Source organism: Agrobacterium sp. ES01, assembly GCF_050320885.1.
Lineage (GTDB): Bacteria > Pseudomonadota > Alphaproteobacteria > Rhizobiales > Rhizobiaceae > Allorhizobium.
The window spans coordinates 236580-261082 of sequence record NZ_JBNQTH010000002.1 but is presented as its reverse complement, the minus strand read 5'-3'; the positions used below and the strand labels follow the sequence as shown (position 1 = coordinate 261082).

The 24503-nt window shown below is 58.2% G+C and carries 27 protein-coding genes and 1 tRNA gene; 10 read left to right on the top strand and 18 right to left on the bottom strand.

Annotated features, from left to right (window positions below):
* Positions 1 to 245: 245 nt before the first annotated feature.
* On the top strand, positions 246 to 800 hold the full coding sequence (locus ACQQ2Q_RS09105) for a single-stranded DNA-binding protein (protein ID WP_428186745.1): 555 nt from the start codon (positions 246 to 248) through the stop codon (positions 798 to 800).
* 107 nt (positions 801 to 907) lie between these two features.
* Here the strand turns inward: ACQQ2Q_RS09105 and ACQQ2Q_RS09100 are convergent, their stop codons facing one another.
* The gene (locus tag ACQQ2Q_RS09100; protein ID WP_428186744.1) at positions 908 to 1540 is read right to left on the bottom strand and encodes a MarC family protein; all 633 of its coding nucleotides are present in this window, start codon (positions 1538 to 1540) and stop codon (positions 908 to 910) included.
* 190 nt (positions 1541 to 1730) lie between these two features.
* Between ACQQ2Q_RS09100 and gyrA the strand changes: the two genes are divergently transcribed.
* A complete protein-coding gene (gene gyrA / locus ACQQ2Q_RS09095) occupies positions 1731 to 4580 on the top strand; it encodes a DNA gyrase subunit A (protein WP_428186743.1) in 2850 nt (949 codons plus the stop codon).
* Positions 4581 to 4683: 103 nt separating this feature from the next.
* On the opposite strand, the gene ACQQ2Q_RS09090 is transcribed toward gyrA, so the two are convergent.
* From ACQQ2Q_RS09090 to ACQQ2Q_RS09080, 3 genes are all read right to left on the bottom strand, one after another.
* Positions 4684 to 4818, bottom strand: a complete 135-nt coding sequence (locus ACQQ2Q_RS09090; protein ID WP_428186742.1) for a hypothetical protein — start codon at positions 4816 to 4818, stop codon at positions 4684 to 4686.
* Positions 4819 to 4856: 38 nt separating this feature from the next.
* Positions 4857 to 5009, bottom strand: coding sequence for a hypothetical protein (locus ACQQ2Q_RS09085; RefSeq protein ID WP_428186741.1), 153 nt, complete (start codon positions 5007 to 5009; stop codon positions 4857 to 4859).
* A 250-nt stretch (positions 5010 to 5259) separates the two neighbouring features.
* Positions 5260 to 5385: a hypothetical protein gene (locus ACQQ2Q_RS09080; protein ID WP_428186740.1), complete on the bottom strand. Its 126-nt coding sequence runs from the start codon at positions 5383 to 5385 to the stop codon at positions 5260 to 5262.
* A 42-nt stretch (positions 5386 to 5427) separates the two neighbouring features.
* Between ACQQ2Q_RS09080 and coaD the strand changes: the two genes are divergently transcribed.
* The 6 genes from coaD (at position 5428) to ACQQ2Q_RS09050 (ending at position 10036) form a co-directional block, all read left to right on the top strand.
* Complete coding sequence (gene coaD / locus ACQQ2Q_RS09075; RefSeq protein WP_428186739.1) at positions 5428 to 5922, top strand: pantetheine-phosphate adenylyltransferase; 495 nt, start codon at positions 5428 to 5430, stop codon at positions 5920 to 5922.
* Between the two features lie 25 nt (positions 5923 to 5947).
* Positions 5948 to 6517, top strand: a complete 570-nt coding sequence (locus ACQQ2Q_RS09070; protein ID WP_428186738.1) for a peptidylprolyl isomerase — start codon at positions 5948 to 5950, stop codon at positions 6515 to 6517.
* Between the two features lie 34 nt (positions 6518 to 6551).
* The gene (locus ACQQ2Q_RS09065) at positions 6552 to 7061 is read left to right on the top strand and encodes a peptidylprolyl isomerase (RefSeq protein ID WP_428186737.1); all 510 of its coding nucleotides are present in this window, start codon (positions 6552 to 6554) and stop codon (positions 7059 to 7061) included.
* 73 nt (positions 7062 to 7134) lie between these two features.
* The gene (queA, locus tag ACQQ2Q_RS09060) at positions 7135 to 8220 is read left to right on the top strand and encodes a tRNA preQ1(34) S-adenosylmethionine ribosyltransferase-isomerase QueA (RefSeq protein WP_428186736.1); all 1086 of its coding nucleotides are present in this window, start codon (positions 7135 to 7137) and stop codon (positions 8218 to 8220) included.
* Positions 8220 to 9350 carry a tRNA guanosine(34) transglycosylase Tgt gene (gene tgt, locus ACQQ2Q_RS09055; protein ID WP_428186735.1) on the top strand — a complete coding sequence of 377 codons (1131 nt, stop codon included), beginning with the start codon at positions 8220 to 8222 and terminating at the stop codon, positions 9348 to 9350. The genes queA and tgt overlap by 1 nt, the downstream gene beginning before the upstream one ends.
* A 113-nt stretch (positions 9351 to 9463) precedes the next feature.
* The gene (locus ACQQ2Q_RS09050) at positions 9464 to 10036 is read left to right on the top strand and encodes a regulatory protein RecX (RefSeq protein WP_428186734.1); all 573 of its coding nucleotides are present in this window, start codon (positions 9464 to 9466) and stop codon (positions 10034 to 10036) included.
* Between the two features lie 8 nt (positions 10037 to 10044).
* On the opposite strand, the gene ACQQ2Q_RS09045 is transcribed toward ACQQ2Q_RS09050, so the two are convergent.
* The 10 genes from ACQQ2Q_RS09045 to metG all read right to left on the bottom strand — a co-directional run bounded on the left by ACQQ2Q_RS09045 (position 10045) and on the right by metG (position 18660).
* Positions 10045 to 10473, bottom strand: a complete 429-nt coding sequence (locus ACQQ2Q_RS09045) for a DUF4864 domain-containing protein (protein WP_428186733.1) — start codon at positions 10471 to 10473, stop codon at positions 10045 to 10047.
* 86 nt (positions 10474 to 10559) lie between these two features.
* Entirely contained in the window at positions 10560 to 10910 is a 351-nt protein-coding gene (locus ACQQ2Q_RS09040; protein WP_428186732.1) for a hypothetical protein, read from the bottom strand.
* A 155-nt stretch (positions 10911 to 11065) separates the two neighbouring features.
* Positions 11066 to 11539 (bottom strand): chemotaxis protein CheW, encoded by a 474-nt coding sequence (locus ACQQ2Q_RS09035; protein ID WP_428186731.1) that lies wholly within the window; start codon positions 11537 to 11539, stop codon positions 11066 to 11068.
* Positions 11539 to 13329, bottom strand: coding sequence for a methyl-accepting chemotaxis protein (locus ACQQ2Q_RS09030; protein WP_428186730.1), 1791 nt, complete (start codon positions 13327 to 13329; stop codon positions 11539 to 11541). Before ACQQ2Q_RS09030 ends, ACQQ2Q_RS09035 begins: the two co-directional genes overlap by 1 nt.
* Positions 13330 to 13566: 237 nt before the next feature.
* Entirely contained in the window at positions 13567 to 14178 is a 612-nt protein-coding gene (locus ACQQ2Q_RS09025) for a helix-turn-helix transcriptional regulator (protein WP_428186729.1), read from the bottom strand.
* 262 nt (positions 14179 to 14440) lie between these two features.
* On the bottom strand, positions 14441 to 14929 hold the full coding sequence (locus ACQQ2Q_RS09020; protein ID WP_428186728.1) for an N-acetyltransferase family protein: 489 nt from the start codon (positions 14927 to 14929) through the stop codon (positions 14441 to 14443).
* 256 nt (positions 14930 to 15185) lie between these two features.
* On the bottom strand, positions 15186 to 15422 hold the full coding sequence (locus ACQQ2Q_RS09015) for an Lrp/AsnC family transcriptional regulator (protein ID WP_428186727.1): 237 nt from the start codon (positions 15420 to 15422) through the stop codon (positions 15186 to 15188).
* Positions 15423 to 15497: 75 nt separating this feature from the next.
* Positions 15498 to 16313, bottom strand: a complete 816-nt coding sequence (locus ACQQ2Q_RS09010; RefSeq protein ID WP_428186726.1) for an MBL fold metallo-hydrolase — start codon at positions 16311 to 16313, stop codon at positions 15498 to 15500.
* 3 nt (positions 16314 to 16316) lie between these two features.
* On the bottom strand, positions 16317 to 17096 hold the full coding sequence (locus ACQQ2Q_RS09005) for a TatD family hydrolase (RefSeq protein WP_428186725.1): 780 nt from the start codon (positions 17094 to 17096) through the stop codon (positions 16317 to 16319).
* A gap of 7 nt (positions 17097 to 17103) precedes the next feature.
* On the bottom strand, positions 17104 to 18660 hold the full coding sequence (metG, locus tag ACQQ2Q_RS09000; RefSeq protein WP_428186724.1) for a methionine--tRNA ligase: 1557 nt from the start codon (positions 18658 to 18660) through the stop codon (positions 17104 to 17106).
* A 281-nt stretch (positions 18661 to 18941) separates the two neighbouring features.
* On the opposite strand from metG, the gene ACQQ2Q_RS08995 reads away from it, so the two are divergent.
* Positions 18942 to 19685, top strand: a complete 744-nt coding sequence (locus tag ACQQ2Q_RS08995) for a sulfite exporter TauE/SafE family protein (RefSeq protein ID WP_428186793.1) — start codon at positions 18942 to 18944, stop codon at positions 19683 to 19685.
* A 6-nt stretch (positions 19686 to 19691) separates the two neighbouring features.
* Here the strand turns inward: ACQQ2Q_RS08995 and ACQQ2Q_RS08990 are convergent, their stop codons facing one another.
* From ACQQ2Q_RS08990 to ACQQ2Q_RS08975, 4 genes are all read right to left on the bottom strand, one after another.
* Entirely contained in the window at positions 19692 to 20720 is a 1029-nt protein-coding gene (locus ACQQ2Q_RS08990) for a DNA polymerase III subunit delta' (protein WP_428186723.1), read from the bottom strand.
* Positions 20717 to 21412 carry a dTMP kinase gene (gene tmk, locus ACQQ2Q_RS08985; RefSeq protein WP_428186722.1) on the bottom strand — a complete coding sequence of 232 codons (696 nt, stop codon included), beginning with the start codon at positions 21410 to 21412 and terminating at the stop codon, positions 20717 to 20719. The genes ACQQ2Q_RS08990 and tmk overlap by 4 nt, the downstream gene beginning before the upstream one ends.
* Positions 21413 to 21563: 151 nt before the next feature.
* Positions 21564 to 22730 carry a D-alanyl-D-alanine carboxypeptidase family protein gene (locus ACQQ2Q_RS08980; protein ID WP_428186721.1) on the bottom strand — a complete coding sequence of 389 codons (1167 nt, stop codon included), beginning with the start codon at positions 22728 to 22730 and terminating at the stop codon, positions 21564 to 21566.
* Between the two features lie 52 nt (positions 22731 to 22782).
* Positions 22783 to 23820, bottom strand: a complete 1038-nt coding sequence (locus ACQQ2Q_RS08975; RefSeq protein WP_428186720.1) for a septal ring lytic transglycosylase RlpA family protein — start codon at positions 23818 to 23820, stop codon at positions 22783 to 22785.
* Positions 23821 to 24088: 268 nt separating this feature from the next.
* Between ACQQ2Q_RS08975 and ACQQ2Q_RS08970 the strand changes: the two genes are divergently transcribed.
* Positions 24089 to 24178, top strand: a tRNA-Ser gene (locus ACQQ2Q_RS08970).
* Positions 24179 to 24503: the final 325 nt, after the last annotated feature.

The window sequence follows — 24503 nt, the reverse complement described above, 5'->3', positions numbered from 1 at the left end:
AGGACGGGTCTTTATGTAGGCATCGACAAGCCGGTGTCGAGGCGAATGCAAGAAACTCTCTGCAATCTCCCCGATTCGGTTGACAGGATCATAGGCAATTTATAGAACAAAAAAAGAACATAATTGGCTGTGGATTACAAGCCGAATTCTGGCCAGTAAAATCCAATCGCGCTGCGCTTTGCTTTAAGGTGTGCGCAAACGAGGCAATGAATAGGGCCGCCATGATAGCGGCAAGGATGTGAGTTATGGCAGGTAGTGTCAACAAGGTCATTCTGATCGGCAATCTGGGAGCGGATCCGGAAATCCGCCGCACCCAGGATGGACGACCGATCGCAAACTTGAGGATCGCGACATCCGAGAGCTGGCGCGACCGCACGTCCGGCGAGCGCCGCGAAAAAACCGAATGGCATACGGTGGTGATCTTCAATGAAGGTCTGTGCAAGATTGCCGAGCAGTATCTGAAGAAGGGCTCGACGGTTTATATCGAAGGCCAGCTGCAGACCCGCAAATGGCAGGACCAGACCGGCAATGACCGTTATTCGACGGAAGTGGTGCTGCAGGGCTTCAACGGCAACCTGACCATGCTGGGCGGGCGCGGCGACGGTGGCGGCGCATCGCGCGGCGGCGACTTCGGTGGCGGCAGCGATTTCGGCGGTACCGGCAACGGCGGCGGTTACGACGACTACAACCAGTCGCGCGGCGGCGCCCAGGGCGGTGCAGCCGCTGGCGGTGGCGCCCGTGGCGGCAATCAGGGCAGCGGCAATTTCTCACGCGATCTGGACGACGATATTCCGTTTTGATCGAGAGGCGCCAGGCCGAACATTGGTGTTTGCAGGAAAAGGGCCTTGCGGCCCTTTTCCGATTCTGACATCCGGTTCAGTGGCGATAATGCGAAAGCAACGCGCCATCACGCGCCGGTGATCACCGATTTCACACCGTCGACCACGAACTGGACCGACAGAGCCGCCAGCAGCACGCCCAGCAATCGGGTGAGGATCATGCGCCCGGTATTGCCGAGAAAGCGGTTGAGCGGGCCGGAGATCAGCATCGCACCCAGCACCAGACACATGCACACAGCGATTACGGCCAGCAGTTCCATACGCTCGATTGCACTTGGCAGATGACCGGACAGAAGGATGGTTGCGGAAATGGCACCGGGGCCGGCGATGAGCGGTAGCGCCAGCGGAAAGACAGCGATGTTCTGAGCGTGATCTTCGGTGACGGCCTGGTCGCGCGCCTTTTCCTTGCGCTCCTGCCGTTTCTCGAAGATCATTTCGAAGGCAATGGCAAACAGCAGGATGCCGCCGGCAATGCGGAAGGCACCGATGGAGATGCCGAGCAGATCGAGAATGCGCGCGCCGAAAATGGCGAAGACTGCCAGAATGGCAAAGGCGATCAGCGTTCCGCGCAACGCCACCATACGGCGCTGTACGGAATTCATTCCACTTGTCAGCCCGAGAAACAGCGGCGCAAGCCCCGGCGGATCCAGTGTCACCAGCAAGGTCGTGAAGGCGTTGATAAGAATATCGCCGCTAGCCATGGCTAAGTCCCTCGTTTGAGCCCATATATGACCGAGCCTTGGGGGCGGGTGCAACCCCGCGTTACCACATCATTTCAGGCCGTTTACTTCGCGGGCAAAAGTCTGTTTAAAACGGCTGGCGAAATTGGCGCTGCAACGCCCTTTCGGCTATAAGCTGAGTAGTGATTCTGAATAGAGATCGTGACCTGATTTGACTGAGCAAAATACTCCCGGCGGCGGCGAATTCCCGTCCGATATCCAGCCGATTTCCATTATCGAGGAAATGCAACGGTCCTATCTCGATTACGCCATGAGCGTGATCGTGAGCCGCGCACTTCCCGACGTCCGCGATGGCTTAAAGCCTGTGCATCGCCGTATTCTCTACGGCATGAACGAGCTGGGTCTGGACTGGAACAAGAAGTATGTGAAATGCGCACGCGTCACCGGTGACGTGATGGGTAAATACCATCCGCACGGCGATCAGGCGATCTATGACGCGCTGGCCCGTATGGCGCAGGACTGGTCGTTGCGCCTGCCTCTGGTCGACGGTCAGGGCAATTTCGGCTCCATCGACGGCGACCCGCCGGCCGCTCAGCGTTATACTGAGTGCCGCCTGCAGAAGGCCGCGCATTCGCTGCTCGACGATCTGGACAAGGATACGGTCGACTTCCGCGACAACTACGATGGCACGATGTCCGAGCCGGTTGTGGTACCGGCCAAGTTCCCGAACCTGCTCGTCAATGGGGCCGGCGGTATCGCGGTCGGCATGGCCACGAACATTCCGCCGCACAATCTTGGAGAAGTGATCGACGGCTGTATTGCCTTGATCGACAATCCGGCGATCGAACTGCCGGAACTGATGGAAATCATTCCGGGTCCGGATTTCCCGACAGGTGCGATGATTCTCGGTCGCTCCGGCATCCGCTCTGCCTATGAGACCGGTCGCGGTTCTGTCGTCATGCGCGGTGTGGCCCGGGTCGAGCCGATGCGCGGCGATCGCGAGCAGATCATCATCACCGAGATCCCGTTCCAGGTGAACAAGGCGACGATGATCGAGAAGATGGCCGAACTGGTGCGCGAAAAGCGCGTCGAGGGCATCTCGGATCTGCGCGACGAGTCCGACCGCGAAGGCTATCGTGTGGTCATCGAGCTCAAGCGCGATGCCAATGCCGACGTGATCTTGAACCAGCTTTATCGTTACACGCCGCTGCAGACCTCGTTCGGCTGCAACATGGTGGCGCTGACCGGTGGCAAGCCAGAGCAGATGACGCTGCTCGACATGCTGCGTGCCTTCGTCGCCTTCCGGGAAGACGTGGTCAGCCGCCGCACGAAGTTCCTGTTGAAGAAGGTGCGTGACCGCGCCCATATCCTGGTCGGTCTGGCGATTGCGGTTGCCAATATCGATGAAGTCATCGCCCTGATCCGCAAGGCGCCCGATCCGGCAACGGCGCGGACCCAGTTGATGGAACGCCGCTGGCCTGCCCACGACGTCGATGTGCTGATCCGCCTGATTGACGATCCGCGTCACAAGATCAATGACGACAATACCTATAACCTGTCGGAAGAGCAGGCCCGCGCGATCCTCGAATTGCGTCTCGCCCGACTGACCGCTCTTGGTCGCGATGAAATCGACGACGAGCTGAACAAGATCGGTGCGGAAATCTCCGATTATCTCGACATCCTGTCCTCGCGCCTGCGCATCATGGAGATCGTCAAGGATGAGATGGCGGCCGTTCGCGATGAATTCGGCACACCGCGCCGTTCCCAGATCGTCGAAGGCGGTCCGGACATGGACGACGAGGACCTGATTGCACGCGAAGACATGGTCGTGACCGTTTCGCATGCCGGCTATATCAAACGCGTTCCGCTTGCCACCTACCGCGCCCAGCGCCGTGGCGGCAAGGGACGCTCCGGCATGGCCATGAAGGACGAGGATTTCGCAACGCGTCTGTTCGTTGCCAATACCCATACGCCGGTGCTGTTCTTCTCCTCGCGCGGGATCGTCTACAAGGAGAAGGTCTGGCGCCTGCCGATCGGCACGCCAACCTCGCGCGGCAAGGCCATGATCAACATGTTCCCGCTGGAAGCCGGCGAGCGCATTACGTCGATCATGCCGCTGCCTGAGGACGAGAGCACCTGGGACAACCTGTTCGTGATGTTCTCGACGACGCGCGGTACCGTGCGCCGCAACAAGCTCAGCGACTTCATCCAGGTCAATCGCAACGGCAAGATCGCGATGAAACTCGAAGAAGAGGGGGACGAAATCCTCTCCGTCGAGACCTGCCGCGAGCCGGACTTCACCGGATCGACACCGGAACTTGGCGACGATGTGTTGCTGACGACGGCGCTTGGTCAGTGCATCCGCTTCCCGGTCACCGATGTTCGCGTCTTTGCAGGACGCAACTCCATCGGTGTGCGCGGTATCAATCTGGCCGATGGCGACCGCATCATCTCGATGACAATCGTCCATCATTCGGATGCCGAGCCATGGGAGCGCGCAGCCTATCTGAAGCGTGCAGCACAGGAGCGTCGTGCCGTCACTGGCGAAGAGGTGGAAGAAATTGCACTGGTCGGTGAAGAGGTGGTCGAAGAAGGCCAGCTGTCTGAAGAGCGCTATCAGCAGATGAAGCAGCTTGAACAGTTCGTGCTGACAATTGCAGAACGTGGCTTCGGCAAACGGTCCTCCTCCTACGACTTCAGAACATCGGGTCGTGGCGGCAAGGGTATCCGCGCAACCGATACCTCCAAGACTGCGGAAATCGGCGAACTGATCGCAGCCTTCCCGATCGACGACGCGGACCAGATCATGCTGGTATCCAACCGTGGCCAGCTGATCCGCGTTCCGGTCAACGGCATACGGATTGCCAGCCGTGCGACGAAGGGTGTGACGATATTCTCGACGGCCAAGGACGAAAAGGTCGTGTCTGTCGAGCGCGTTCGTGAGCCTGAAGACGAGGATGTCGTGGTCGAAGGTGAGGGAGAGGGCGAGGCTGTTGTGTCCGACGAGGCAGCGGCGATCGAGCCCGGCAGCGAAGACACATCCGGCAATACTGCTGAGTAATCGGTAAAAAAAATAGCCCGGCCCTTTCGGGGGCTGGGCTATCCTACGTCTCAGAGACTTTTTCGTGCGTTGCGGCAGACGCAATCGGACAGAGCCAAACGGCCTAGAACAGTTCGCGTCGAGCCATCATTGCATCAAGCTCTTCGCGCTCGCGGCGCAAGGCGACAATCGTGGACGCGACCGAGATTACAAACATTCCACTGATAAGCGCTGCCAGTATGGTCAATGTTGCAAACATGCTGTCTCCAATTCCGTTCGTGCCCGCAGGCTCTCTCTTTAGTGGCCGAAGCTGTGATACCGCGCCGTGATCGGCGGACCGTAGTAGCTCGCCTGATCCTCGGTGTTCATGTAAAAGCCGACTGACGTGGCCAGCATCGCGGTCATGGTCAGCATCCAGGCCAGATTGATAACCGTTACTTTGTCGCGCATGGCATGGTCCCTTTGGAAAAATGTTTGTGCGTGGTTCAAAAACGAAAGACTTCGTTAAAGGTTCCGCATGAGGTGGATAAAAGAACAAGAATGACGCCTAAATTGCGGCAGCGCACACGCTTGCAAGTTCAGCCTTCGTCGTTTCCATCTATTTCAAAGCGCTCTGCAAGCAGCTGAAACGTATATTCAACGATGAGGGACAATAGCGTGGCGGAGAGCGCGAGTATGGCAAGCATTCCAGTATTCCTTCTCATTCGGCGCCGATCCCGCCTTGCATGCCTCCCTTGTCCCACAAGGCGCTTGAAGCGATGCTGAATACTGCGTTCATCTGCGGTACATAGGCAGTGGTGTAGACAAGCAAAGCGCTTGCAGCCAAACCGCTTCCATGACAAAAGGCGGCAAACACGGTAAGGCACCTATGGCGACTGCTTTTTATCCCGGCTCTTTCGATCCAATGACCAATGGTCATCTCGACGTCCTTCTGCAGGCGCTCAATGTTGCCGACAAGGTGGTCGTGGCTATCGGCATACATCCGGGCAAGACGCCCTTGTTTACTTATGACGAGCGCGCCGATCTGATCCGCCAGGCATTGACGGAAGTTTTGCCAGCGCGGGCAGGGGATATTTCGGTCGTCTCCTTCGACAATCTGGCCGTTGATGCCGCCCGCGCAAATGGAGCAACCTTGCTGTTGCGTGGCCTTCGCGATGGTACCGATCTCGATTACGAGATGCAGATGGCCGGCATGAATCAGCAGATGGCGCCGGATCTTCAGACAATATTCCTGCCGGCGGGGACGGCGTCGCGGCCCATAACCGCCACATTGGTCCGGCAAATCGCTGCCATGGGCGGAGATGTCAGCGCATTTGTGCCGGCGACCGTTCTCAAGGCCTTACAATCAAAGCTCAAGAAATGAGCTCGAAAACAAGACGGGAGACCCCATGAAACTCATTTCCCTCGCAGCCGCCGGCATCATGATGCTGACTGGCTTTGCCGGTTTTGCCCATGCGGCAGATGACGACTTTCTGACAATCCAGCTGAAGGACGGTCCGGTGGTGATCGAATTGTTGCCGGATGTTGCGCCCAAGCATGTGGCGCGCCTGAAGGAACTGGCTGCCAAGGGCGAATATGACAATGTCGCCTTTCACCGTGTCATCGAAGGCTTCATGGCCCAGACCGGCGACGTCGAATTCGGCGATATGGAAGACGGCTTCAACCCCGAGCGGGCAGGCACAGGCGGCTCCAAGCTTGCCAATGTACCGGCCGAGTTCTCAAACGTTCCGTTCAAGCGCGGCACCGTTGGCATGGCGCGCTCGCAGGACCCGAATTCCGCCAATTCGCAGTTCTTCATCATGTTTGACGATGGGTCGTTCCTGAACGGCCAGTATACGGTCGTCGGACAGGTGATCGCCGGCATGGATTACGTCGACAAGATCAAGCGGGGCGATCCGCAGAGCGGCGCCGTGGAAAATCCCGACCGGATGATCAAGGTCACCGTCGGCAGGAAGTAAGGGGCGAAACGCCCACACTACAAGGAGAGATACTATGGCCGAGATCAAAGATCCGGAAAACACGATCATCATGGAAACCACCAAGGGCAAGGTCACGATCCAGTTGCTGCCGGAAGTGGCTCCCGAGCATGTGGCTCGCATCAAGGAACTTGCGCGCGAAGGGGCCTATGATGGCGTTGTCTTCCACCGCGTGATCGCAGACTTCATGGCCCAGACCGGCGACGTGAAGTTCGGCAAAAAGGGTGGCTCCGACTTCAATCCGGCACGTGCCGGCATGGGCGGCTCCGACAAGCCGGACCTGAAGGCTGAATTTTCGGCAACGTCTCATGTCCGCGGCACCTGCTCCATGGCGCGCTCGCAGAGCCCGAACTCGGCCAACTCCCAGTTCTTCATCTGCTTCGCCGATGCTCCCTGGCTCAACAAGCAGTATTCTGCATGGGGTCAGGTCATGGAAGGCATGGATGTCATCGACCAGATCAAAAAGGGTGAGCCGGTCAGCGATCCTGATTCGATCACATCGATGAAGGTTGCCGCCGACGCTTAAGGCCGCTATCTCAGCAACCCGTCCCAGTGCTTTTCGGCACCGGGGCGGGTTTTCTCGTTTCTGAAGGATGACCATGCGCGTCGATCTGTTCGACTTCGATCTGCCGGATGACAGCATTGCGCTGAGGCCTGCGAGCCCGCGTGATCACGCGCGCATGCTGATCGTCAAGCCCGACGGCGACCCCGTTCTCGCGGATCGCAATGCCTTTGACCTGCCGTCCTTTCTGAAAGCAGGCGATGCGCTGGTGTTCAACGATACGCGGGTGATCCCGGCGCAATTGGAGGGCGTTCGCCTGCGCGAAGGCGCCGAGCGCACCGCTGTGTCCTGCACGCTGCACATGCGCGTTGCTGCCAATCGCTGGAAGGCTTTTGCACGGCCCGGCAAGCGCATCAAGCAAGGCGACCGGATCGAATTTGGCAATTCCGGCGAGACCTGCGTGCTGGGCACGCTTGCAGCCACCGTCGCAGAAAAGGGCGAGGCCGGCGAAATCGACCTTGCCTTTGATCTGTCCGGTCCCGACCTGGACCAGGCGATCGCCACGGTCGGGCATATCCCGTTGCCACCCTATATTGCCGCCAAACGGCATGAGGATGCGCAGGACCGTGCCGACTACCAGACCATTTACGCCCGCGAAGAAGGGGCTGTTGCCGCGCCGACCGCCGGCCTGCATTTCACCCCGGATCTCTTCGATAAGCTGGACGCCGCAGGCGTCGAGCGCCATTTCGTGACGCTTCATGTCGGGGCTGGCACATTCTTGCCGGTCAAGGCGGAGGATACAACCGAGCACAAGATGCACGAAGAGATCGGTCATGTGTCGGCTGAAACCGCGCAAAAGCTCAACGCCGTCAAGGCGCGCGGCGGCCGCGTCGTCTGTGTCGGAACCACCTCTCTGCGTCTGCTCGAAAGTGCTGCCAGCGAAGAGGGAGACATCCTGCCTTTTGCCGGCCCGACAGGCATCTTCATCACACCCGGCTACCGATTTCGTGCGGTCGACATGTTGATGACCAACTTCCATTTGCCCAAATCGACATTGTTCATGCTGGTTTCGGCCTTTGCCGGCCTTGAGACCATGCGAGACGCTTATGCCCACGCCATCGCCGATGGCTACCGCTTCTATTCCTATGGCGATACAAGCCTGCTTCACCGGAAACATGATTGATGCATGATACGTTCAAGTTCACCCTGAAAGCGACCTCGGGCAAGGCGCGCCTTGGCGAAGTCTCCATGCCGCGCGGCGTGATCCGCACACCTGCCTTCATGCCGGTCGGGACCGTTGGCACCGTCAAGGCCATGTATCTCGATCAGGTGCGCGATCTGGGCGCCGATATCATTCTCGGCAATACCTATCATCTGATGTTGCGTCCGGGCGCCGAGCGCGTTGCCCGTTTGGGCGGGCTGCATGAACTGATCCGCTGGCCTCATCCGATCCTGACCGATTCCGGCGGGTTTCAGGTGATGTCGCTGTCGGCATTGCGCCAGATCGACGAGAAGGGTGTTACCTTCAAAAGCCATGTGGACGGCTCAACCCACCACATGTCGCCCGAACGCTCCATTGAAATTCAGGGGCTGCTCGACAGCGACATCCAGATGCAGCTCGACGAATGCCTGAGGCTTCCAGCCGAGCGCACGGAAATCGAGCGCGCGATGGAAATGTCGCTGCGCTGGGCCGAGCGCTGCCGCGTGGCCTTTGGCGAGCAGCAGGGCAAGGCCATGTTCGGGATCGTGCAGGGGGGTGACATCCCGGATCTGCGCATACGTTCGGCCGAGGGCCTGAAGCAACTCGACCTCAAGGGCTATGCCGTCGGCGGTCTGGCCGTGGGCGAACCACAGGCTGTCATGCTGGATATGCTCGATATCACACTGCCGGTGCTGCCAAAGGAAAAGCCGCGTTATCTGATGGGCGTCGGTACGCCGGACGATCTGCTGAAGTCGGTGGCGCGTGGGGTCGATATGTTCGACTGCGTCATGCCGACGCGATCCGGCCGGCATGGCCTCGCCTTCACCCGCCGCGGCAAGGTCAATATCCGCAATGCCCGCCATGCCGAAGACATGCGTCCGCTGGACGAACAGTCCAACTGCCCCGCCAGCCGGGACTATTCCCGCGCCTATCTGCATCATCTGGTCCGCTCCAACGAGGCGCTGGGTGGCATGCTGCTTTCCTGGCACAATCTGGCCTATTACCAGGAACTGATGCAAGGCATCCGCAAGTCGCTCGAGGAGGGGCGGTTCGAGGACTTCATGGCGGAAACGCAGGATATGTGGGCGCGCGGCGATATCGACCCGATTTGAATACCCCTAAACATTGATGGGTAAAACATGAAGCGCACAACGGACAATGATTGGTCTTCAGAAGCCCATTCGTACCGATAGTCAGCCACTGCCTGGCGTGGTAAAAACCCGCCATGACCGAGCCCGATTTCTTCGCAGACGCAACAGACGGTAAGCCAGAGCCAACCAAACGCATGGTCGCCTGGGTCAAGCGCTCGACGATTTATCGTCTGTCGCGGCGCATGATGACCGAGCACGAGCTCGTCCAGGCGATCAGCCGCAAGGCAAAGGAAAAGTTCGAGGACATATCGGAAGACGAGATCGAGGCTTTGACCAATATCGCCCTTGAATTCGGGCGATCGCTGCAGGTGCTGGATGACAAGGCCTATGCCGACATCAAGCGCCGCTCCTCCATTGCCAGCGGAAAATCCAAACGCGGGATTGCCCGCAAACTTGCTGAAAAAGGCGTCGATCGCGCCCTTATAACCGAGACCTTGGCCGACACAGATGACCTTCTGGCGGCCATGATCTTTGCCCGCAAGCGCGCTTTCGGACCTTTTCGCCGCCTGGACGCCGACGAGAAGCGCCGGGCCAAGGAGCTTTCGGCCTTCGCCCGCAACGGCTTTTCCTTCGACCTCGCCCAACGTGTCTTGTCAACGGACCGCGAAGACGCTGAAGAGTTGATTGCCGAGGGGCGCGCGCTGTAGGGCGAAAATTATATGCCCTTGCTGACGCTATCGCGCATGATCCGGACGCCACTGATGGCATAGCGACCATCTGTCTGGCGTTCCATTTCGTAAAGTGCGGCCCATTCCTTGCCGTCCGGCTCGGAAATCAAGACCACCTGAAAGGCGTGGGACTTGTCGTCATCGACATGGCTTTTGCCGAAGGCATAAGCGCCCGGGCGCAAGATCGCTCCATAGCTCTTGCGCACCATTTCAACGAAAACGCGTGGATCGCCGAAGCGTTTTTGCAGGGCAGGGGCGGCAAAGGAGAAGGCTTTGGATGCATCCTCATCGATAAAGGCCGCTATCTGTGATGAGATCACTTTGCGGATGCTATCGGTGGTCTCGTCGGCCGATGCGGGCAGGGCAAGCGACAGGAGAGACAGAAAGACAATAGTGGGTACGCGATATCCGGGCATACAAGTACCTCATGATTCGGTGCTGACACTATTAGAATAGGGTAATGGAGCCGCTTGGAAAGGGCGCTCTCGAAGTCGTGATCCGTTCAGCCCGATGCACTGACCTTGAACATCATCAATGGCGGAAGCCGGCCGGCAAGGCCATTGCTTTCGGGCGGCTTGGCTGAATTTTTTATGGTCTGATCGATGATCGAGGTACGGCTGTCCAGTTCCTGATCAAACCTGTCTTCCGTCTCACGCGGTTTCGGCAATTCGGTTTTCGCCAGCGCTTCGACCAAGGACTGGCATATCGCGACACGTAACTGTGCCGATGCCTTCATCGTCTTCTTGCGATCAAGCCACTGGGCCGCCTCCATCAGCTTCATGCCTTCGCTCAAGACAATCTGCTCGGCGCGTTGGAGAGCCCAGACTTCGATCTCCTGCGTATTCGGCATCATCAATCCCCGTATCGTATCCGCCGGAGGAAGGGATAACACGATTCGCCATTTACGTGTAACGCCTTGATTGAACAACCATATATTCGACAATATGGATATTCTCACAGGTCAATCTGGATGCCGGATCAAAGCCGATCGGCAGTTTTGCGCGGGGCTCAGGCGGCCAGTTCTTCAAGCCCCTCGGCAAACATGCGCTGCAGGTTCAAAAAGCAGATCATGCCGGACTGATGGGTGATGACGCCTTCGCAATAGGAGCGCTCGAAAGAGCTGATAAGGTCCGGTGTCGGCTGCAACTGGTCGATCGTGACCGAGATCATGTCAGTGACCTGCTCGACCTGAAGGCCTATCGGTTTGCCGAAGACTTCGACCACCACGATGGCACTGCGCTCCGAGGTAATGCCAGCGGCCATTCCGAGTTTACGCGACAGGTCGATGGTCGGGATGACTGTACCACGCAGGTTGATCACGCCCAGAACTTCCGGCGAACTGTGAGGCATCGGTGTCGACAGGGCCCAACCCCTGATTTCGCGGACAGAGGTGGTCTCGATGCAAAAGCTCTGTTGGCCGAGCGTAAAGGCGATGATGTCGAGCGTCGCCTTGCCATCATGGTTGGTGGAAATTCCGGTCATTAAAACTCCTCCCAGTTCTCGGTCTTGACCGCCAGGGCGGCATTGCCGCGGGTGCCACCCGCGGAACGGATTGGCCTTGCGACCGATGAATTGGCGGGTGTTGGGGCAGGGCGTGCCGTCTGGTGCACCGAGCCTGCCGATTGCTTGCCATCATTGAGCTGGAACTGGCTGATCAGCTTGAACAAGGCATCGGCTTCCGACGCCAGTGAATGGCTTGCAGCATTGGTTTCCTCAACCATCGCCGCATTCTGCTGTGTGCCCTGATCCATCGTGTTGACGGCCTGGTTGATCTCCTTCAGTCCGATGGACTGTTCCTTGGCGGATTCCACGATGGCGGCAACATTGGTGTTGATGTCATGGACCTGCTGGACGATTTCTTCCAATGCCTGTCCGGTCTGACCGACAAGATTGACGCCGCTCTTGACCTGCTCGCCGGAGGTGTTGATCAGCGCCTTGATTTCCTTGGCGGCCTTGGCGGAGCGTTGCGCCAGTTCTCGCACTTCCTGGGCGACAACCGCAAATCCTTTGCCCGCATCGCCGGCACGGGCGGCTTCGACACCTGCATTGAGGGCCAGAAGATTGGTCTGGAAGGCGATGTCGTCGATGACGCCAATGATGTTGGAGATTTCCTTTGACGAGGTTGCGATCTCTCCCATTGCAGCGATGGCATTGCGTACGACTATGCCTGACTTCTCCGCATTTTCCCGGGTGCGCGACACGAGCTTTCCCGCATCGTCGGCGCGCTTGCTGGAATCGGCGACCGTGGTGGTAATCTGTTCCAGCGCTGCTGCTGTTTCCTCGACAGAGGCTGCCTGCTGCTCCGTGCGCTTTGACAAATCATCGGAAGCCGACCGTATCTCGCTCGAACCGGACGCGATATGTCCTGCATTTTCAGCAACGCTTCGAAGAGCCGTGCGCAGCATTTCGGCCGCCGAGTTATAATCCTGGCGCAGCAGGTCGAGTGCCGGAATGAATGGCTTGTCGATCGAGATGGTCAGGTCACCGGCTGCCATGCCGCGCATTCCACTGGCAAGCGTGTTCACGTTGTCGACGCGGTCTGTTACGTCCGTTGCGAATTTGACGACCTTGAAGACGCGGCCGTTCATGTCAAAGATGGGGTTATAGGACGCCTGAATATAGACCTTCTTGCCCCCTTTGCCGATGCGGGTGAACTCTTCGGCGATGAATTCACCACCGCGAAGACGCTCCCAGAATTTTTTATAGTCTGCGGTGCGAACATAGTCCTGATCGCAGAACATCGAGTGATGCCGCCCCTGAATCTCTGACAGGGTATAGCCGAGCGCTGTGTTGAAATTGTCATTGGCGGTGATGACATCGCCTGAAGGCGTGAACTCAATGATGGCTTGTGCACGCGACAGCGCTGTCAGCTTGCCGGAATCTTCCGCCGACTTCAGTTTGGTGTCCGTGATGTCGGTGGCGAATTTGACGATCTTGTAGGGCTTCTTGCCCTTGAAGATCGGGTTGTACGAGGCCTCGATCCAGACCTCTTTTCCGCCCTTGGCGATGCGCTTGAATTGACGGCGGTCAAACTTGCCAGCGGCCAGATCAAGCCAGAATTGCTTGTATTCCGCCGATGACACTTCTGCGGGATCGACAAACATGCGGTGATGTTGGCCAACAATCTCACTCAATTCATAACCGAGCGCGCGGCAGAAGTTTTCGTTGGCGGTGAGGATCTTTCCGGTCAGGTCAAACTCGATGACCGCCTGAGACTTGCTCAAGGCGGCCAAAACCGCATTGGCATCGGAAGAAAAAGGAAATGATACCATAGTCGAGCGAGCCTCCATTTTTGACCCGGCGGCCAAGATGACCCGCAGGTTGTTTTGTTTGTATGTCTGCGCTGTCTGGCGAAGTCAGGTCGACGTCCAATTGTGAACGCCAGATCTAGGGTCAAAACATCTACGTTTCGTAAATTAGAATAGATAAATTGGGCATATGACCAAAAAATGTGTTTTTGCTCACTGCTGGAGTTTCAATCGGGGGCTGTGGTGATCGGAGGCCGTGCTCTAACGGATCAGCTTACGGCGAAGCGCTTCGGCGATCGCATGAACGCGGTTTTCCGCGCCGAGCTTGCGGCACGCGCTCTTTATATAACTATTGACCGTTTCCGCCGCATAGCCTGTCTCGGCTGCAACCCCATCACTGGTCTTGCCATGGCTTGCCCATTTCAGGCAGGCGACTTCTCCCGCCGTCAGTTTCAGCGCCTGCGCTGAGAATCTCGCCGTGATCGGGCGGGTGACGACCTCGTGCATGGTCGGTGCGATGTCGGAGAGAAATGCCAGCTCTTCGGCATCGAAACGCGTTGCGCGCGATAATGCCACGGCACCGAAGGGGCGTTCGTCTCTGAACAATGGAAACAAGGTTCGATTGAAAACCTCGAACTGCTCGGTGATATAGCGGAGACGCGGCGGAGGAGGGGTCTCGCGATAGACATCGGCTTCGATGGTCACGCCGGTCGCCTTCAACGACGCCGTCAAGAACGGATCGACCAGATATAATTCTTCGCCGTAATAGGCATCCAGGAACATGGGCGGAAGATCTGTATCGACCGAATGTCCAAGGCCCAGACGGTAGCCGTCGAGATCGAGGCCAGCGACGACCACGTGGTCAAAGGGCACGGCAGCCCTGATCCGCTCGACAAAGGGATGGTGTAACAACTGCCTGATAGCAGGTACCGAGCGTAGATCTACGGCATCTCGGTATCGTGCCTCGGCCGCTCTGCGCATCTGGTTCGGCACCGTCTCGATTACCCCCGGGTCCTCGTGCGAGGTATTTGTCCGATTAGCGGCGATGATGTTACTCCCAAAACACAGAAAACCTCAAGTCGGGACAATCCTGGCAATGAAGCGACGCATTGGGGGCACAAGACACGATGTTCGATCAAAGCGATGTTGCGACGTCACGCTCAAAGCGATGCGTGAGAACGGTGGCGGTCAATGTTTCATCTGGCGGAAGCCACAACGTTTCCAGGGACGACCCTGACAGGATCCAGCCATGGTTTTCATAGAAACGTTCAGCGCGGTGGTTGCCAGCGGTGCAGAAAAGATAGGCTTTGGTGAAGCCGCGCACAGCAATCTGACTTTCTGCATGTGCGAGCAACTGACCGGCAAGACCCGAGCCTCGCACTTTACGGCAACAATAGAGTTTGACGACCTCGTCATCCTTGATCGACACGAAGCCCAGTACGGTCGCGTTCTCAACCGCCACATAAAACACATCTGTACTCTGGTCGAACCAGATCTCAAAACAATCCGGAGTTCGGCATGTCAAAACGCCAGCCGGGACCAGAGCCGCGTGGGCGTCATGCCAACCCTGATGCCAGAGGGCCAGAACGGCATACCGGTCATCATCCTGTAAACCGCGTATCACAGTGTCGGGTCTTTCAATGAGGCGAATGGAGGCACGTGCAGGGTGGCGCTGGGACGGGCATGTCGCACTTGGAAATAGAATGTACCCGGCTACGCATATCGATCACATAAGATAGATTATGGAACCAATAAGCATCACATAGCGCATTAGGTCGTTCCGATAACTGTATGAACCTGCACTATTATCAGCACTCATGAACACACAGCGAATGCCTGACAATCGGTCACCCGCGCCAACATTGCATCCCACCGCTCGCTCAGAATGCGTGGAATGTCAGCGTCGTCAGCGTGCGGTCGACATCCGGGATATCGGCGATAATGGCGTTGACATATTTGCCGACGTCCTGATCGTCCGGCACATAGACCTTGGCCATCAGATCATATTCGCCGCTCGTCGAATAAAGCTCCGAGACAACTTCCTTTTCATAGATGCTGTCGGCGACCTCGTAGGTCCGGCCGGGACGGCAGCGTATCTGGATGAAGATGCAGACCATGTTACCTCCTGAGCGCCCTTTCGTCATTCGATCAGGCTATTATTCTTCTCTTCTAATGTACAATCGGAGCGCCGGTCAGTTGACCGTGACCTCGAACGAAAGCTGATCATAGGCCGGCTCGACATGATCCGGCGTCTCGCGCATCACCGTCGCATAGTCCAGCGGAATATGCATATGGGTCAAGAATGCCCGGTTGGGTTTCAACCGCTCGATCCAGCCCAAAGCCTGCTCGAGAGACAAATGGCTTGGATGCTCGCGGTATTGCAAGGCGTCGATGATCAGCACATCCAGACCCTGCAGATGCTGGAGTGTGCGCGCGGGGAAATCGCTGACGTCGCAACAATAGGCAATGTCGCCGATTCTCAGACCCATCGAGATAATGTCACCGTGTATCTGTCTTAGAAGCTGCGCCGATATGGTGCCGCCAGCGCCCGTTATCGTGAACGGTGCCTCCACGTCCTCGATGATATGCGGTTCGGCAATGGGCGGATAGCCGCTGCCTGGCGGCGTCTTCAGGCAATAGCCGAAACCTTGCTCGATACGCTCCATGGTTTCCGCATCGGCGTAGATCGGTATCCGTTGCTTCTGGCTATGAAAATAACCGCGGATATCGTCGATCCCGTGCAGATGATCGGCATGCGCATGCGTATAGAACACGCCATCGATATGATCGACCTTGGCCTTGATCATCTGCTCGCGAAAATCCGGACCGGTATCGACCACCAGTGTCGTCTTGCCGCCATCGGGCGCAAATTGCTCGATCAGAAAGGATGCGCGGCTGCGGCGGTTTTTCGGATTGTCCGGGTCACATGCGCCCCAGTCACCATTGATGCGCGGGACTCCGGGCGACGAGGAACAGCCGAGAATGGTAAAGCGCCGGCGAAAGCCCATGGATCAGAGCCTCGGCATTTTCGAGAATATGCGCAGTGCGTTATCCGTGGTGATGCGGGCGATTTCCTCGTAGCTCACACCTTTGGCCTCGGCCAGAACTTCGGCCGTGTTGACGACGTAAGACGGCTCGTTGCGTTTGCCGCGCCACCGTTTGGGCGCCAGATATGGCGCGTCGGTTTCAACCAGCAGCCGATCCATGGGCACGCCGCTTGCAATCTCGCGCAGCTCCGTCGATTTGGGAAAGGTCAGGATGCCGGAGAAGGACACATAGCCACCCAGTTCAACGCCGGTCTTGGCGAGCGCTTCACCCGCGGAAAAGCAATGCAGGATGAAAGGGAAGGCCCCCTTCCCCGTTTCCTCCGTCAGGATCGCGGCCATGTCGTCGTCCGCGCTTCTGGCGTGAATGACGAGCGGCAATTGCGTTTCGCGGGCTGCGGCGATGTGGCGGCGAAAACCCGTCTTCTGGTCCTCAGGCTTTTGCGTGTCGTAGAAGTAATCGAGACCTGCTTCACCGATGGCGACAACCTTTGGATGCTGCGCCAACCGCACGAGATCGCCGGTCTCGATGTCCAGTTCCTCATCGGCATTGTTGGGATGGGTTCCCACCGAGCAGAACACGGTCGGATAGCGATCTGTCAACGCCAGCAGCGTATCGAGCTTCTTCACGCGGGTCGAAATCGTCACCATCTGCGTCACACCGGCTTCGTGGGCGCGTTCGACCAGAGCATCGCGTTCTGCGTCGAAATCAGCGAAATCGAGATGGCAGTGGGTATCGATCAGCATGGGAACCTCAGGCCTTTGTCTCTGCATCCGGCGCGACGTAACGCGGGAAGACCGGCTTTGGTGCCTCGAGCGGCGTGCCCGCGATCAGACGGTTGGCCGCGCCGAGCGCCGAGAAATCGCGTTTGTCGGCGGGCGAGGCAACCAGATCGAGCAGCTTTGCAGCCGAGTCCGGCATCACGGGCTGCAAGAGTATGGCGATCTGGCGCACGACTTCTGCCGTCACGTAAAGCACGGTGCCCATACGCTGCGGATCTGTCTTCTTCAAAGCCCATGGTTCCTGGCCGGCAAAATAGCGGTCAGCCTCGGAGACCACGGCGATGATGGCTGTCACAGCCTTGTGGATGGCGAGCCTGTCCATCTCGTCGCGACAGGTGGCTATCAGGCCATCCACCGCACCCAGCATCGCCTCGTCGGCTTGCGTAAATGCACCGGGCTCCGGCACCTTGCCGTCGCAGTTCTTGACGATCATCGATAGCGAGCGGCTGGCCAGATTGCCAATGCCGTTGGCGAGATCGGCATTGATACGGGTCGCAATCGCCTCTTCCGAATAGCTGCCGTCCTGACCGAAGGAGACTTCGCGCATCAGGAAATAGCGCAACTGGTCCAAGCCGAATTGGTCAATGAGCTCGAACGGGCCGACGGTGTTGCCGAGCGATTTCGACATCTTCTCGCCCTTGTTCAGTACCATGCCGTGCGCAAAAACCTTCTTCGGCAATGGCAAGCCTGCAGACATCAGGAAAGCCGGCCAGTAAACGGCATGGAAACGGATGATGTCCTTGCCGATGATGTGCATATCGGCTGGCCAGTATTTGGCGCGTGGACCGCTCTGATCTGTGAGATAGCCAGTCGCGGTGATGTAGTTGGTCAGGGCGTCGACCCAGACATACATCACATGCTTGGGATCGTTGGGCACCTTGATGCCCCAGTCAAAGGTGGTGCGGGATATCGACAGGTCCTTGAGGCCGGACTTCACGAAGGAAATCACCTCGTTCTTGCGTTCGGCCGGACCGATGAAATCCGGATTGGCTTCATAATGCGCCAGCAGCCTGTCCTGATATTCCGACAGCTTGAAGAAATAGCTTTCTTCTTCCACCCATTCGACCGGCGTGTTTTGCGGTCCGTAGCGCACGCCATCGGCGCGCAGTTCGGTCTCGTCTTCCTGGTAATAGGCTTCGTCACGCACCGAATACCAGCCGGCATAGCTATCCTTGTAGATATCGCCATTCTCGGCCATGCGGTTCCAGATCGCCTGGCTCGCCTCGTGATGGCGCGCTTCGGTGGTGCGAATGAAATCGTCATTGGAGGCGTTCAGCAGCTTGCCCATGGCGCGAAACTCATTTGAATTCCGCTCGGCCAGGGCTTCCGTCGTGACGCCTTCGGCCTTGGCTGTCTGCTGCATTTTCTGGCCATGCTCGTCCGTGCCTGTCAGGAAGAATACATCCTTGCCGTCGAGCCGGTTGAAGCGCGCAATAACATCGGTCGCGATCAGCTCATAGGCATGGCCGATATGGGGCTTGCCGTTCGGATAGGCGATGGCGGTGGTGATATAAAAGGTGTCTGTCATCGATCGGCCTTTGACCGCAGCTACTGTTTACAAACTCAAGGCCCGCTCTTAACGCATGTTGCCGCATTGCGAAACACCAAGTTTCGCGGCAATCCGCGTTTTGCTCCCGATCCGTCTTTTCTTGACAGGATGCCAGACGGCCCTTACCCCGGTTGATGTATCGTGAATGGCTTGTTGCTCATTGTGCGGCGTATTGCGGGCTTGGCCACCTGAACCGGGGACGACCGCACGTGATCGATTCCTTCGAGCCGCTCTTTTCGCTGACAGGTTTTGCCGTCGGCATGCTGGTCGGAATTACCGGCGTTGGCGGCGCATCTTTGATGACCCCCATGCTGGTTCTGCTGTTTGGCGTCCATCCGGTGATGGCGATCGGCACCGATCTCCTCTACGCCTCCATTACCAAATCGGCCGGGGCCATGGTCCATCAAAGCCATGGCATGATCCGCTGGCGCATGGTGGCGTTTCTGGCCGCGGGCAGTGTTCCAGCTGCTCTCTGGACCTTGTGGATGCTGTCCGGGATCGACCGTCGCAGCCTGGAATCGGTCGACCTTCTGACATCGGCGCTCGGCTGGACCTTGCTGCTCACCGCCGTCATCCTCTTCGCCGGAGAGCGCATTGCAACCTTCAAGACACGACTGTTTGCCGGCGCATCGCCGCCCTCGCCCCGGACGATTGCCGTGCTCACGGTCAGCCTGGGCTTCGTCCTCGGTGTGATCGTCACCATGACCTCGGTCGGTGCCGGGGCCATCGGCGTCACCGTGCTGCTATTGCTTTATCCGCGTTTGCAGATTCAGGAAATCGTCGGTTCCGACATCGCCCATGCCATTCCTCTCACCTTGGTCGGAGGCCTCGGCTATCTGATGATCGGCGAAGTCGACTGGTTGATGCTGCTGGAGCTTTTGTTTGGCTCCATACCCGGCATCATGATTGGCAGCGCTCTGGCACCCCGCATGCCCGAAAAGCTCGTCCGCAACATTCTGGCTGTGACATTGATGACCGTCGCGGCCAAGCTGATTTCAAGTTGATGCGGCCTAGAGACCGAGATCGGCAAAGGTATCGAGAATGGTCTGTTTGCGATCGAGGTTATAGCCGGCGCTGATGACGAAGCGCTGGTTCACCGTTTCCGTCAGCCGCGCGAACCGATCAGCTTCCGCCCCATCGCCATTCATCGCTGCATTGCGCGCCTGCTGCATCAGATAATCGCCGATGTGATCGGTAAAGAAGCCGAAGGCCGCGTCCGAATCCTTGGCGCTCAGCACATCGGCCAGCTTCTGCATGCCGCGGCGCGCAGACGGGCCACTCGAGGCGAGAACATTGTCAAAGGCCTCAATGATATCGAGACCGCCGTAGTTCACCAGCTTCAGGGCGCGGGCGACACTGCCGCCGGCAAGGTTCAAGACCCCCTCCTCCTGCTTGGCGTCCCTGAAACCAATGCCGAGATGGGCGAGGCTGCGGTGCATGTCCTCATGGTCGAGAGGCGACAGCCTGAGGGGCTGACACCGCGAGCGGATGGTCGGAAGCAGTCGACCGGGTGCATGGGACAAGACGAGGAAAAGAGACCGTTTCGGCGGCTCCTCCAGGATTTTCAGGATGGCGTTCGCCGCATTCCTGTTCAGGTCGTCGGCGGCGTCGATGATGACGATGCGCCAGCTTCCACCGCCGGCGGTCTGAGAGAAGAAGTGCCCTGCCCGGCGCACTTCGTCGACCGTGATGGCGCTCTTCACCTTGCCGGTCTTTTCGTCCACCGGTTTCGTCAGGTGCAAAAGATTGTGGCTCGCGCCGGATGACACCTGCCGGCTGACCAGCGAATTGGTGTCGGGATCGGACATCATCTCCGGTGCCGTTTCAGGCGTTGGATAGGAAAGCACGTGATTGGCAAAGCGAAAGGCAAGCGTCGCCTTGCCGATCCCCTCCTCGCCCTCGATCAGGATGGCATGGTGCCCCTTGCCGGAGCGATAGCCCTGGGCGAGGAACGCCTCGGCCTGCGCGTGGCCATACAGGGCCGTATTGCGCATGGGCGCGATTGCGCCGTCCAGCACACCTGGCGTCGGCTCACTCATTCGCCACCGGCCACTTGCTTGCGATCCTCGGCATTGTGCGCCGCGATCTCAGGCTCGACCAGCGACAACACATCCGCTGCAATTTCCTCGATTGCCTTTGTCGCATCGATCACACGACAACGCTCGGAATGCGCCTTGGCGATCTCGAGAAAGGCCCGGCGGCGTCTTTCATGGGTCTCGATCTCTTCGCGCTCGAACCTGTCGGGTTGATCGGATTGCGCGTTATCCTGCTCGCTTCGACGTCTGGCGCGTGCCAGTCCGGCCTCCGCCGGCAAGTCCAAGATCAGTGTCAGATCGGGTGCGATACCATCGATGGCGACACGCTCCAGTGCGTCGACCAGGTCCGGCTCCAGATTTCCGGTGACGCCCTGATAGACACGCGAGGAATCCATGAAACGGTCGCAAAGCACGATAAAGCCCTTCGACAGGGCCGGACGAATGACATTTTCGACGTGATCGTTGCGCGCGGCAGCAAAGAGAATGGCCTCCATGCGCACGCCATAGGTCTCGGCTGCACCCGACAAGAGTACATGCCGCAGCGCCTCGGCGCCCGGAGAACCGCCGGGCTCACGGGTCGTCAGTACATCATGACCCTTGCGGCGCAGGGCCTCCGCAAGACGACGTATCTGGGTCGACTTGCCAGCCCCCTCGCCGCCTTCGAATGTCACGAACAGTCCCTTGCGGTATGCCAAAACGTCTTTCCTGCTCTGCGGGATGTGTTGAGGGTTATGTCGATGTGTTTAACGCAAGAATCAATGGGGTGAAACAGCTGCCGGCCGTTCCTACCCATGAATCAAGCGCGGCTGGCTTCACCATTGCTGGCTACCCTCCCGGACACGCATTCTAAAGCCAGAAAAACAACATCTCTATGATGGCGTCCATGGCCCGCTGCCTCAAGGTTCCAACGCCCACGGCACTGGCCGTCTCAAGCGGGACTTCGCGCAACAGGCGGTCACCGGAGAACACGCGCAATTGGGCAATTTCCTGTCCCGACCGGACGGGTGGTCGCAATGGCCAGTGATAGACGATGCGCCCGGACAGCGGGTTGGGATCCAGCACAGGCACATAGACCTCGACCGGGGCCACCGTCAGCAGGTCGACATGGCCTTCGGCACTGCCATACACGCTGGCCTGACCGATCACCTCGCCCTTTTTGAACACGGACTTTCGCTCGAAATTCGTCTGCCCCCATTGCAGGACGCGGATTGCTTCCTCATTGCGCTCGCGGTCATTCTTCAACCCGCTCAATCCAAGAAACAGCCTGACGCCGTTGCGCTCGGCCGACACCACGATGGCAAAACCACTTTCGTCGGCATAGCCGGTTGCCAGCCCGTCGACGCCAAGATCGGTGTAGAGGAGCCGGTTGCGATTGCGCTGGAAGATGTTGTTCCATTCGAAATCGGGCGTGGCATAAAGGCTGTAATATTGCGGATAGGCCGTGTGCAGATGGCGCGCAAGCGTCACCATGTCTGCTAGCGTCGTTTTGTTTTGAGGGTCCGGCAAACCGGTGGGATTGGCGAAATGGCTGTCCTTCATGCCGATTTCGGTGGCTCTCAGGTTCATGCGCGCGGCGAATGCTTCTTCCGAGCCCTCCATGCCCTCTGCCAATATGATGCAACCGTCATTCGCCATCTGGATGATCACGCCCCTGATCAGATCATCGACCCGGATCGAGGATTTGATGGCTGCAAACATGGTGGACGTGCGCGACGGTGCGCCGCCCGTGCGCCAGGCATGTTCAGACACAGTATATTCGGTATCGAGTGAGATCTCGCCCTTTGTCAGCGCATCGAAGACCACCTCCATGGTCATCAGCTTGGCAAGCGAGGCCGGCGGAATGGTCTGTGCTTGGCCCTTGGACAACAGGATCGTCCCGGTGGACGCCTCCACCATCAGCGCCTGCTCAGCCTTTGTCTCGAAATCGGTCGCATCTTGCGCAAGCGCCTGCGTCGCCATCAGGGCGATGGCAAACAAACCCGCGACGGCACGGCGAAAGCATAGGATCTTCATGCGTTCCCAATACTGTGCCGCGCGACATCTAAGGCCGGGCGGATTGGTGATGTCAGTTGACGGCGATGCGCTTCTTGAGCGCAAAGGCCTTGATCGCCTCCTCCGTCAGCCCGTCATTGCGGACCAGAACGGCGCGGAAAGGCGTTTCGTTCGCATCAGAATCAGGCGAGGAATAGGCAGAAAGCCTGCTGGCCGGCGCAGACATGATCGAGGCCGACTGTTGCGGTCGCTCGACGATCTGCGGACCGGTGTCCGGCAGGATGACGAATTGCTGGAACGGATCGGCGCCGGCTGTCTGAACCGCGGTGTTATTGAAAGCCGTCGCCGTGGCGGGGACGGGCACAAGCGTCGGGGCGGCCGGCATCTGGCTTTCGGGATCCACCGGTGTTGGCACGTCGTTCGACGCAACCATGACGCCCGGGGTCGCGGTCAGACCATCGGGGGCAAATTGCGGCAGTCGCCCGCCCTTGCCGTTGTAAGACGCCATCAGGAATGCCTTGTCGTGGCCATCCATCTGCGCAGGTCCGATATATTGCACACGAACCTTGGCGGTGCCCGTGCCCTTCATGTCCAGAAGGTCGGCAGTCGTGTTGGACAGGTCGATAATGCGGCCTTTGTGGAAAGGTCCACGATCATTGACACGGACAATGACCGAGCTGCCATTGTCGAGATTGGTCACCCGGGCATAGCTTGGAAGCGGCATTGTCGGATGCGCCGCCGTCAAATCATACTGATCGTAGACCTCGCCATTGGCGGTGCGGCGACCATGGAAGGCGGAGCCATACCATGACGCAAGGCCGACCTTGTCGTAGCTTGGATTGGGACGTGGAACATAGGTCTTGCCCGCAACCTTGTAAGGCCGTCCCACCAGATAGCGACCGCCACCCTTGGGCACATTATTGCCATCGGTGACTTTCGGGCTGGCTTTCACACCATAGGCCGACTCTGAAAAATATTCCTTGGACTTTGCGGTTTTTTTCTTCCCGCCTGTCGTGGTTGTTGTGGTCGTGCACGATGCGACGCCGAAGCACACAATGGCGAGACCGAACCACTTGCCAGCAGCCCGCAAGTTTACGCGGTTGATTCTCATCGTCTCCACACTACTCAGACACCATCATTTTGAACGAAAACAATGGCAAACCAATATTGTCCGAACCTGTCGATCCGCTCGTCTATAACAGAAACGTGGAGACGAGGACAACATGGTAAATTCCCGCACAGCTGATGCACTGGCTATACGGGTAGTCGACCTTGGTTTAGTATCTATTAATGCTCACCGTAAAACGCGATATTTGCCGGGCTGCCGAATAAGCGCTCTTGCAAAGCGTGTGCAGTTTGTTCATAAGCGCAAACAGGACGGACAGGTGGCCGAGCGGTTTAAGGCACCGGTCTTGAAAACCGGCGTGCGGGAGACCGTACCGTGGGTTCGAATCCCACCCTGTCCGCCACTTCGCTTCTGTAAGCACCTGATTTTCACCGACTTTCCAAGATTGCTACTATAGCAACTTTCATTTTAATTTCCTGTATTTACTCGGGCGGCACATGATCGCCGTTTGCAAAATTACTTTTGCTCCACCAGAAAATTTTAAACTCTACCATTATTCGAAATTTGCCCGATGCTGGTTTAGCGATGGCGATACGGGCAGTCCAAGCGCAACAAGGCGCGCTTACGCCTGAAATCCGGGTAAGGTCCGCCGCATGCTCTTCTGGAGCGCGCCTGGTCCGGCCTTGTTCAAACAAGTGGCGTCAGAGGGCCATCGTGTAGACGTGGTG

Excerpts from the sequence above, each read along its gene's own strand:
- ACQQ2Q_RS08980 (WP_428186721.1), bottom strand. The coding sequence starts at position 22,730 with ATGAAGATCCTATGCTTTCGCCGTGCCGTCGCGGGTTTGTTTGCCATC.
- tgt (WP_428186735.1), top strand. The coding sequence starts at position 8,220 with ATGCATGATACGTTCAAGTTCACCCTGAAAGCGACCTCGGGCAAGGCG.
- ACQQ2Q_RS09050 (WP_428186734.1), top strand. The coding sequence starts at position 9,464 with ATGACCGAGCCCGATTTCTTCGCAGACGCAACAGACGGTAAGCCAGAG.
- ACQQ2Q_RS09085 (WP_428186741.1), bottom strand. The coding sequence starts at position 5,009 with ATGCGCGACAAAGTAACGGTTATCAATCTGGCCTGGATGCTGACCATG.
- ACQQ2Q_RS09015 (WP_428186727.1), bottom strand. The coding sequence starts at position 15,422 with ATGGTCTGCATCTTCATCCAGATACGCTGCCGTCCCGGCCGGACCTAC.
- ACQQ2Q_RS09090 (WP_428186742.1), bottom strand. The coding sequence starts at position 4,818 with ATGTTTGCAACATTGACCATACTGGCAGCGCTTATCAGTGGAATGTTT.
- ACQQ2Q_RS09070 (WP_428186738.1), top strand. The coding sequence starts at position 5,948 with ATGAAACTCATTTCCCTCGCAGCCGCCGGCATCATGATGCTGACTGGC.
- ACQQ2Q_RS09065 (WP_428186737.1), top strand. The coding sequence starts at position 6,552 with ATGGCCGAGATCAAAGATCCGGAAAACACGATCATCATGGAAACCACC.
- ACQQ2Q_RS08975 (WP_428186720.1), bottom strand. The coding sequence starts at position 23,820 with ATGAGAATCAACCGCGTAAACTTGCGGGCTGCTGGCAAGTGGTTCGGT.
- ACQQ2Q_RS09005 (WP_428186725.1), bottom strand. The coding sequence starts at position 17,096 with ATGCTGATCGATACCCACTGCCATCTCGATTTCGCTGATTTCGACGCA.
- queA (WP_428186736.1), top strand. The coding sequence starts at position 7,135 with ATGCGCGTCGATCTGTTCGACTTCGATCTGCCGGATGACAGCATTGCG.
- ACQQ2Q_RS08995 (WP_428186793.1), top strand. The coding sequence starts at position 18,942 with ATGCTGGTCGGAATTACCGGCGTTGGCGGCGCATCTTTGATGACCCCC.
- ACQQ2Q_RS09045 (WP_428186733.1), bottom strand. The coding sequence starts at position 10,473 with ATGCCCGGATATCGCGTACCCACTATTGTCTTTCTGTCTCTCCTGTCG.
- ACQQ2Q_RS09035 (WP_428186731.1), bottom strand. The coding sequence starts at position 11,539 with ATGACCGGAATTTCCACCAACCATGATGGCAAGGCGACGCTCGACATC.
- ACQQ2Q_RS09030 (WP_428186730.1), bottom strand. The coding sequence starts at position 13,329 with ATGGTATCATTTCCTTTTTCTTCCGATGCCAATGCGGTTTTGGCCGCC.
- ACQQ2Q_RS08990 (WP_428186723.1), bottom strand. The coding sequence starts at position 20,720 with ATGAGTGAGCCGACGCCAGGTGTGCTGGACGGCGCAATCGCGCCCATG.
- ACQQ2Q_RS09100 (WP_428186744.1), bottom strand. The coding sequence starts at position 1,540 with ATGGCTAGCGGCGATATTCTTATCAACGCCTTCACGACCTTGCTGGTG.
- ACQQ2Q_RS09010 (WP_428186726.1), bottom strand. The coding sequence starts at position 16,313 with ATGGGCTTTCGCCGGCGCTTTACCATTCTCGGCTGTTCCTCGTCGCCC.
- coaD (WP_428186739.1), top strand. The coding sequence starts at position 5,428 with ATGGCGACTGCTTTTTATCCCGGCTCTTTCGATCCAATGACCAATGGT.
- ACQQ2Q_RS09040 (WP_428186732.1), bottom strand. The coding sequence starts at position 10,910 with ATGATGCCGAATACGCAGGAGATCGAAGTCTGGGCTCTCCAACGCGCC.
- ACQQ2Q_RS09105 (WP_428186745.1), top strand. The coding sequence starts at position 246 with ATGGCAGGTAGTGTCAACAAGGTCATTCTGATCGGCAATCTGGGAGCG.
- metG (WP_428186724.1), bottom strand. The coding sequence starts at position 18,660 with ATGACAGACACCTTTTATATCACCACCGCCATCGCCTATCCGAACGGC.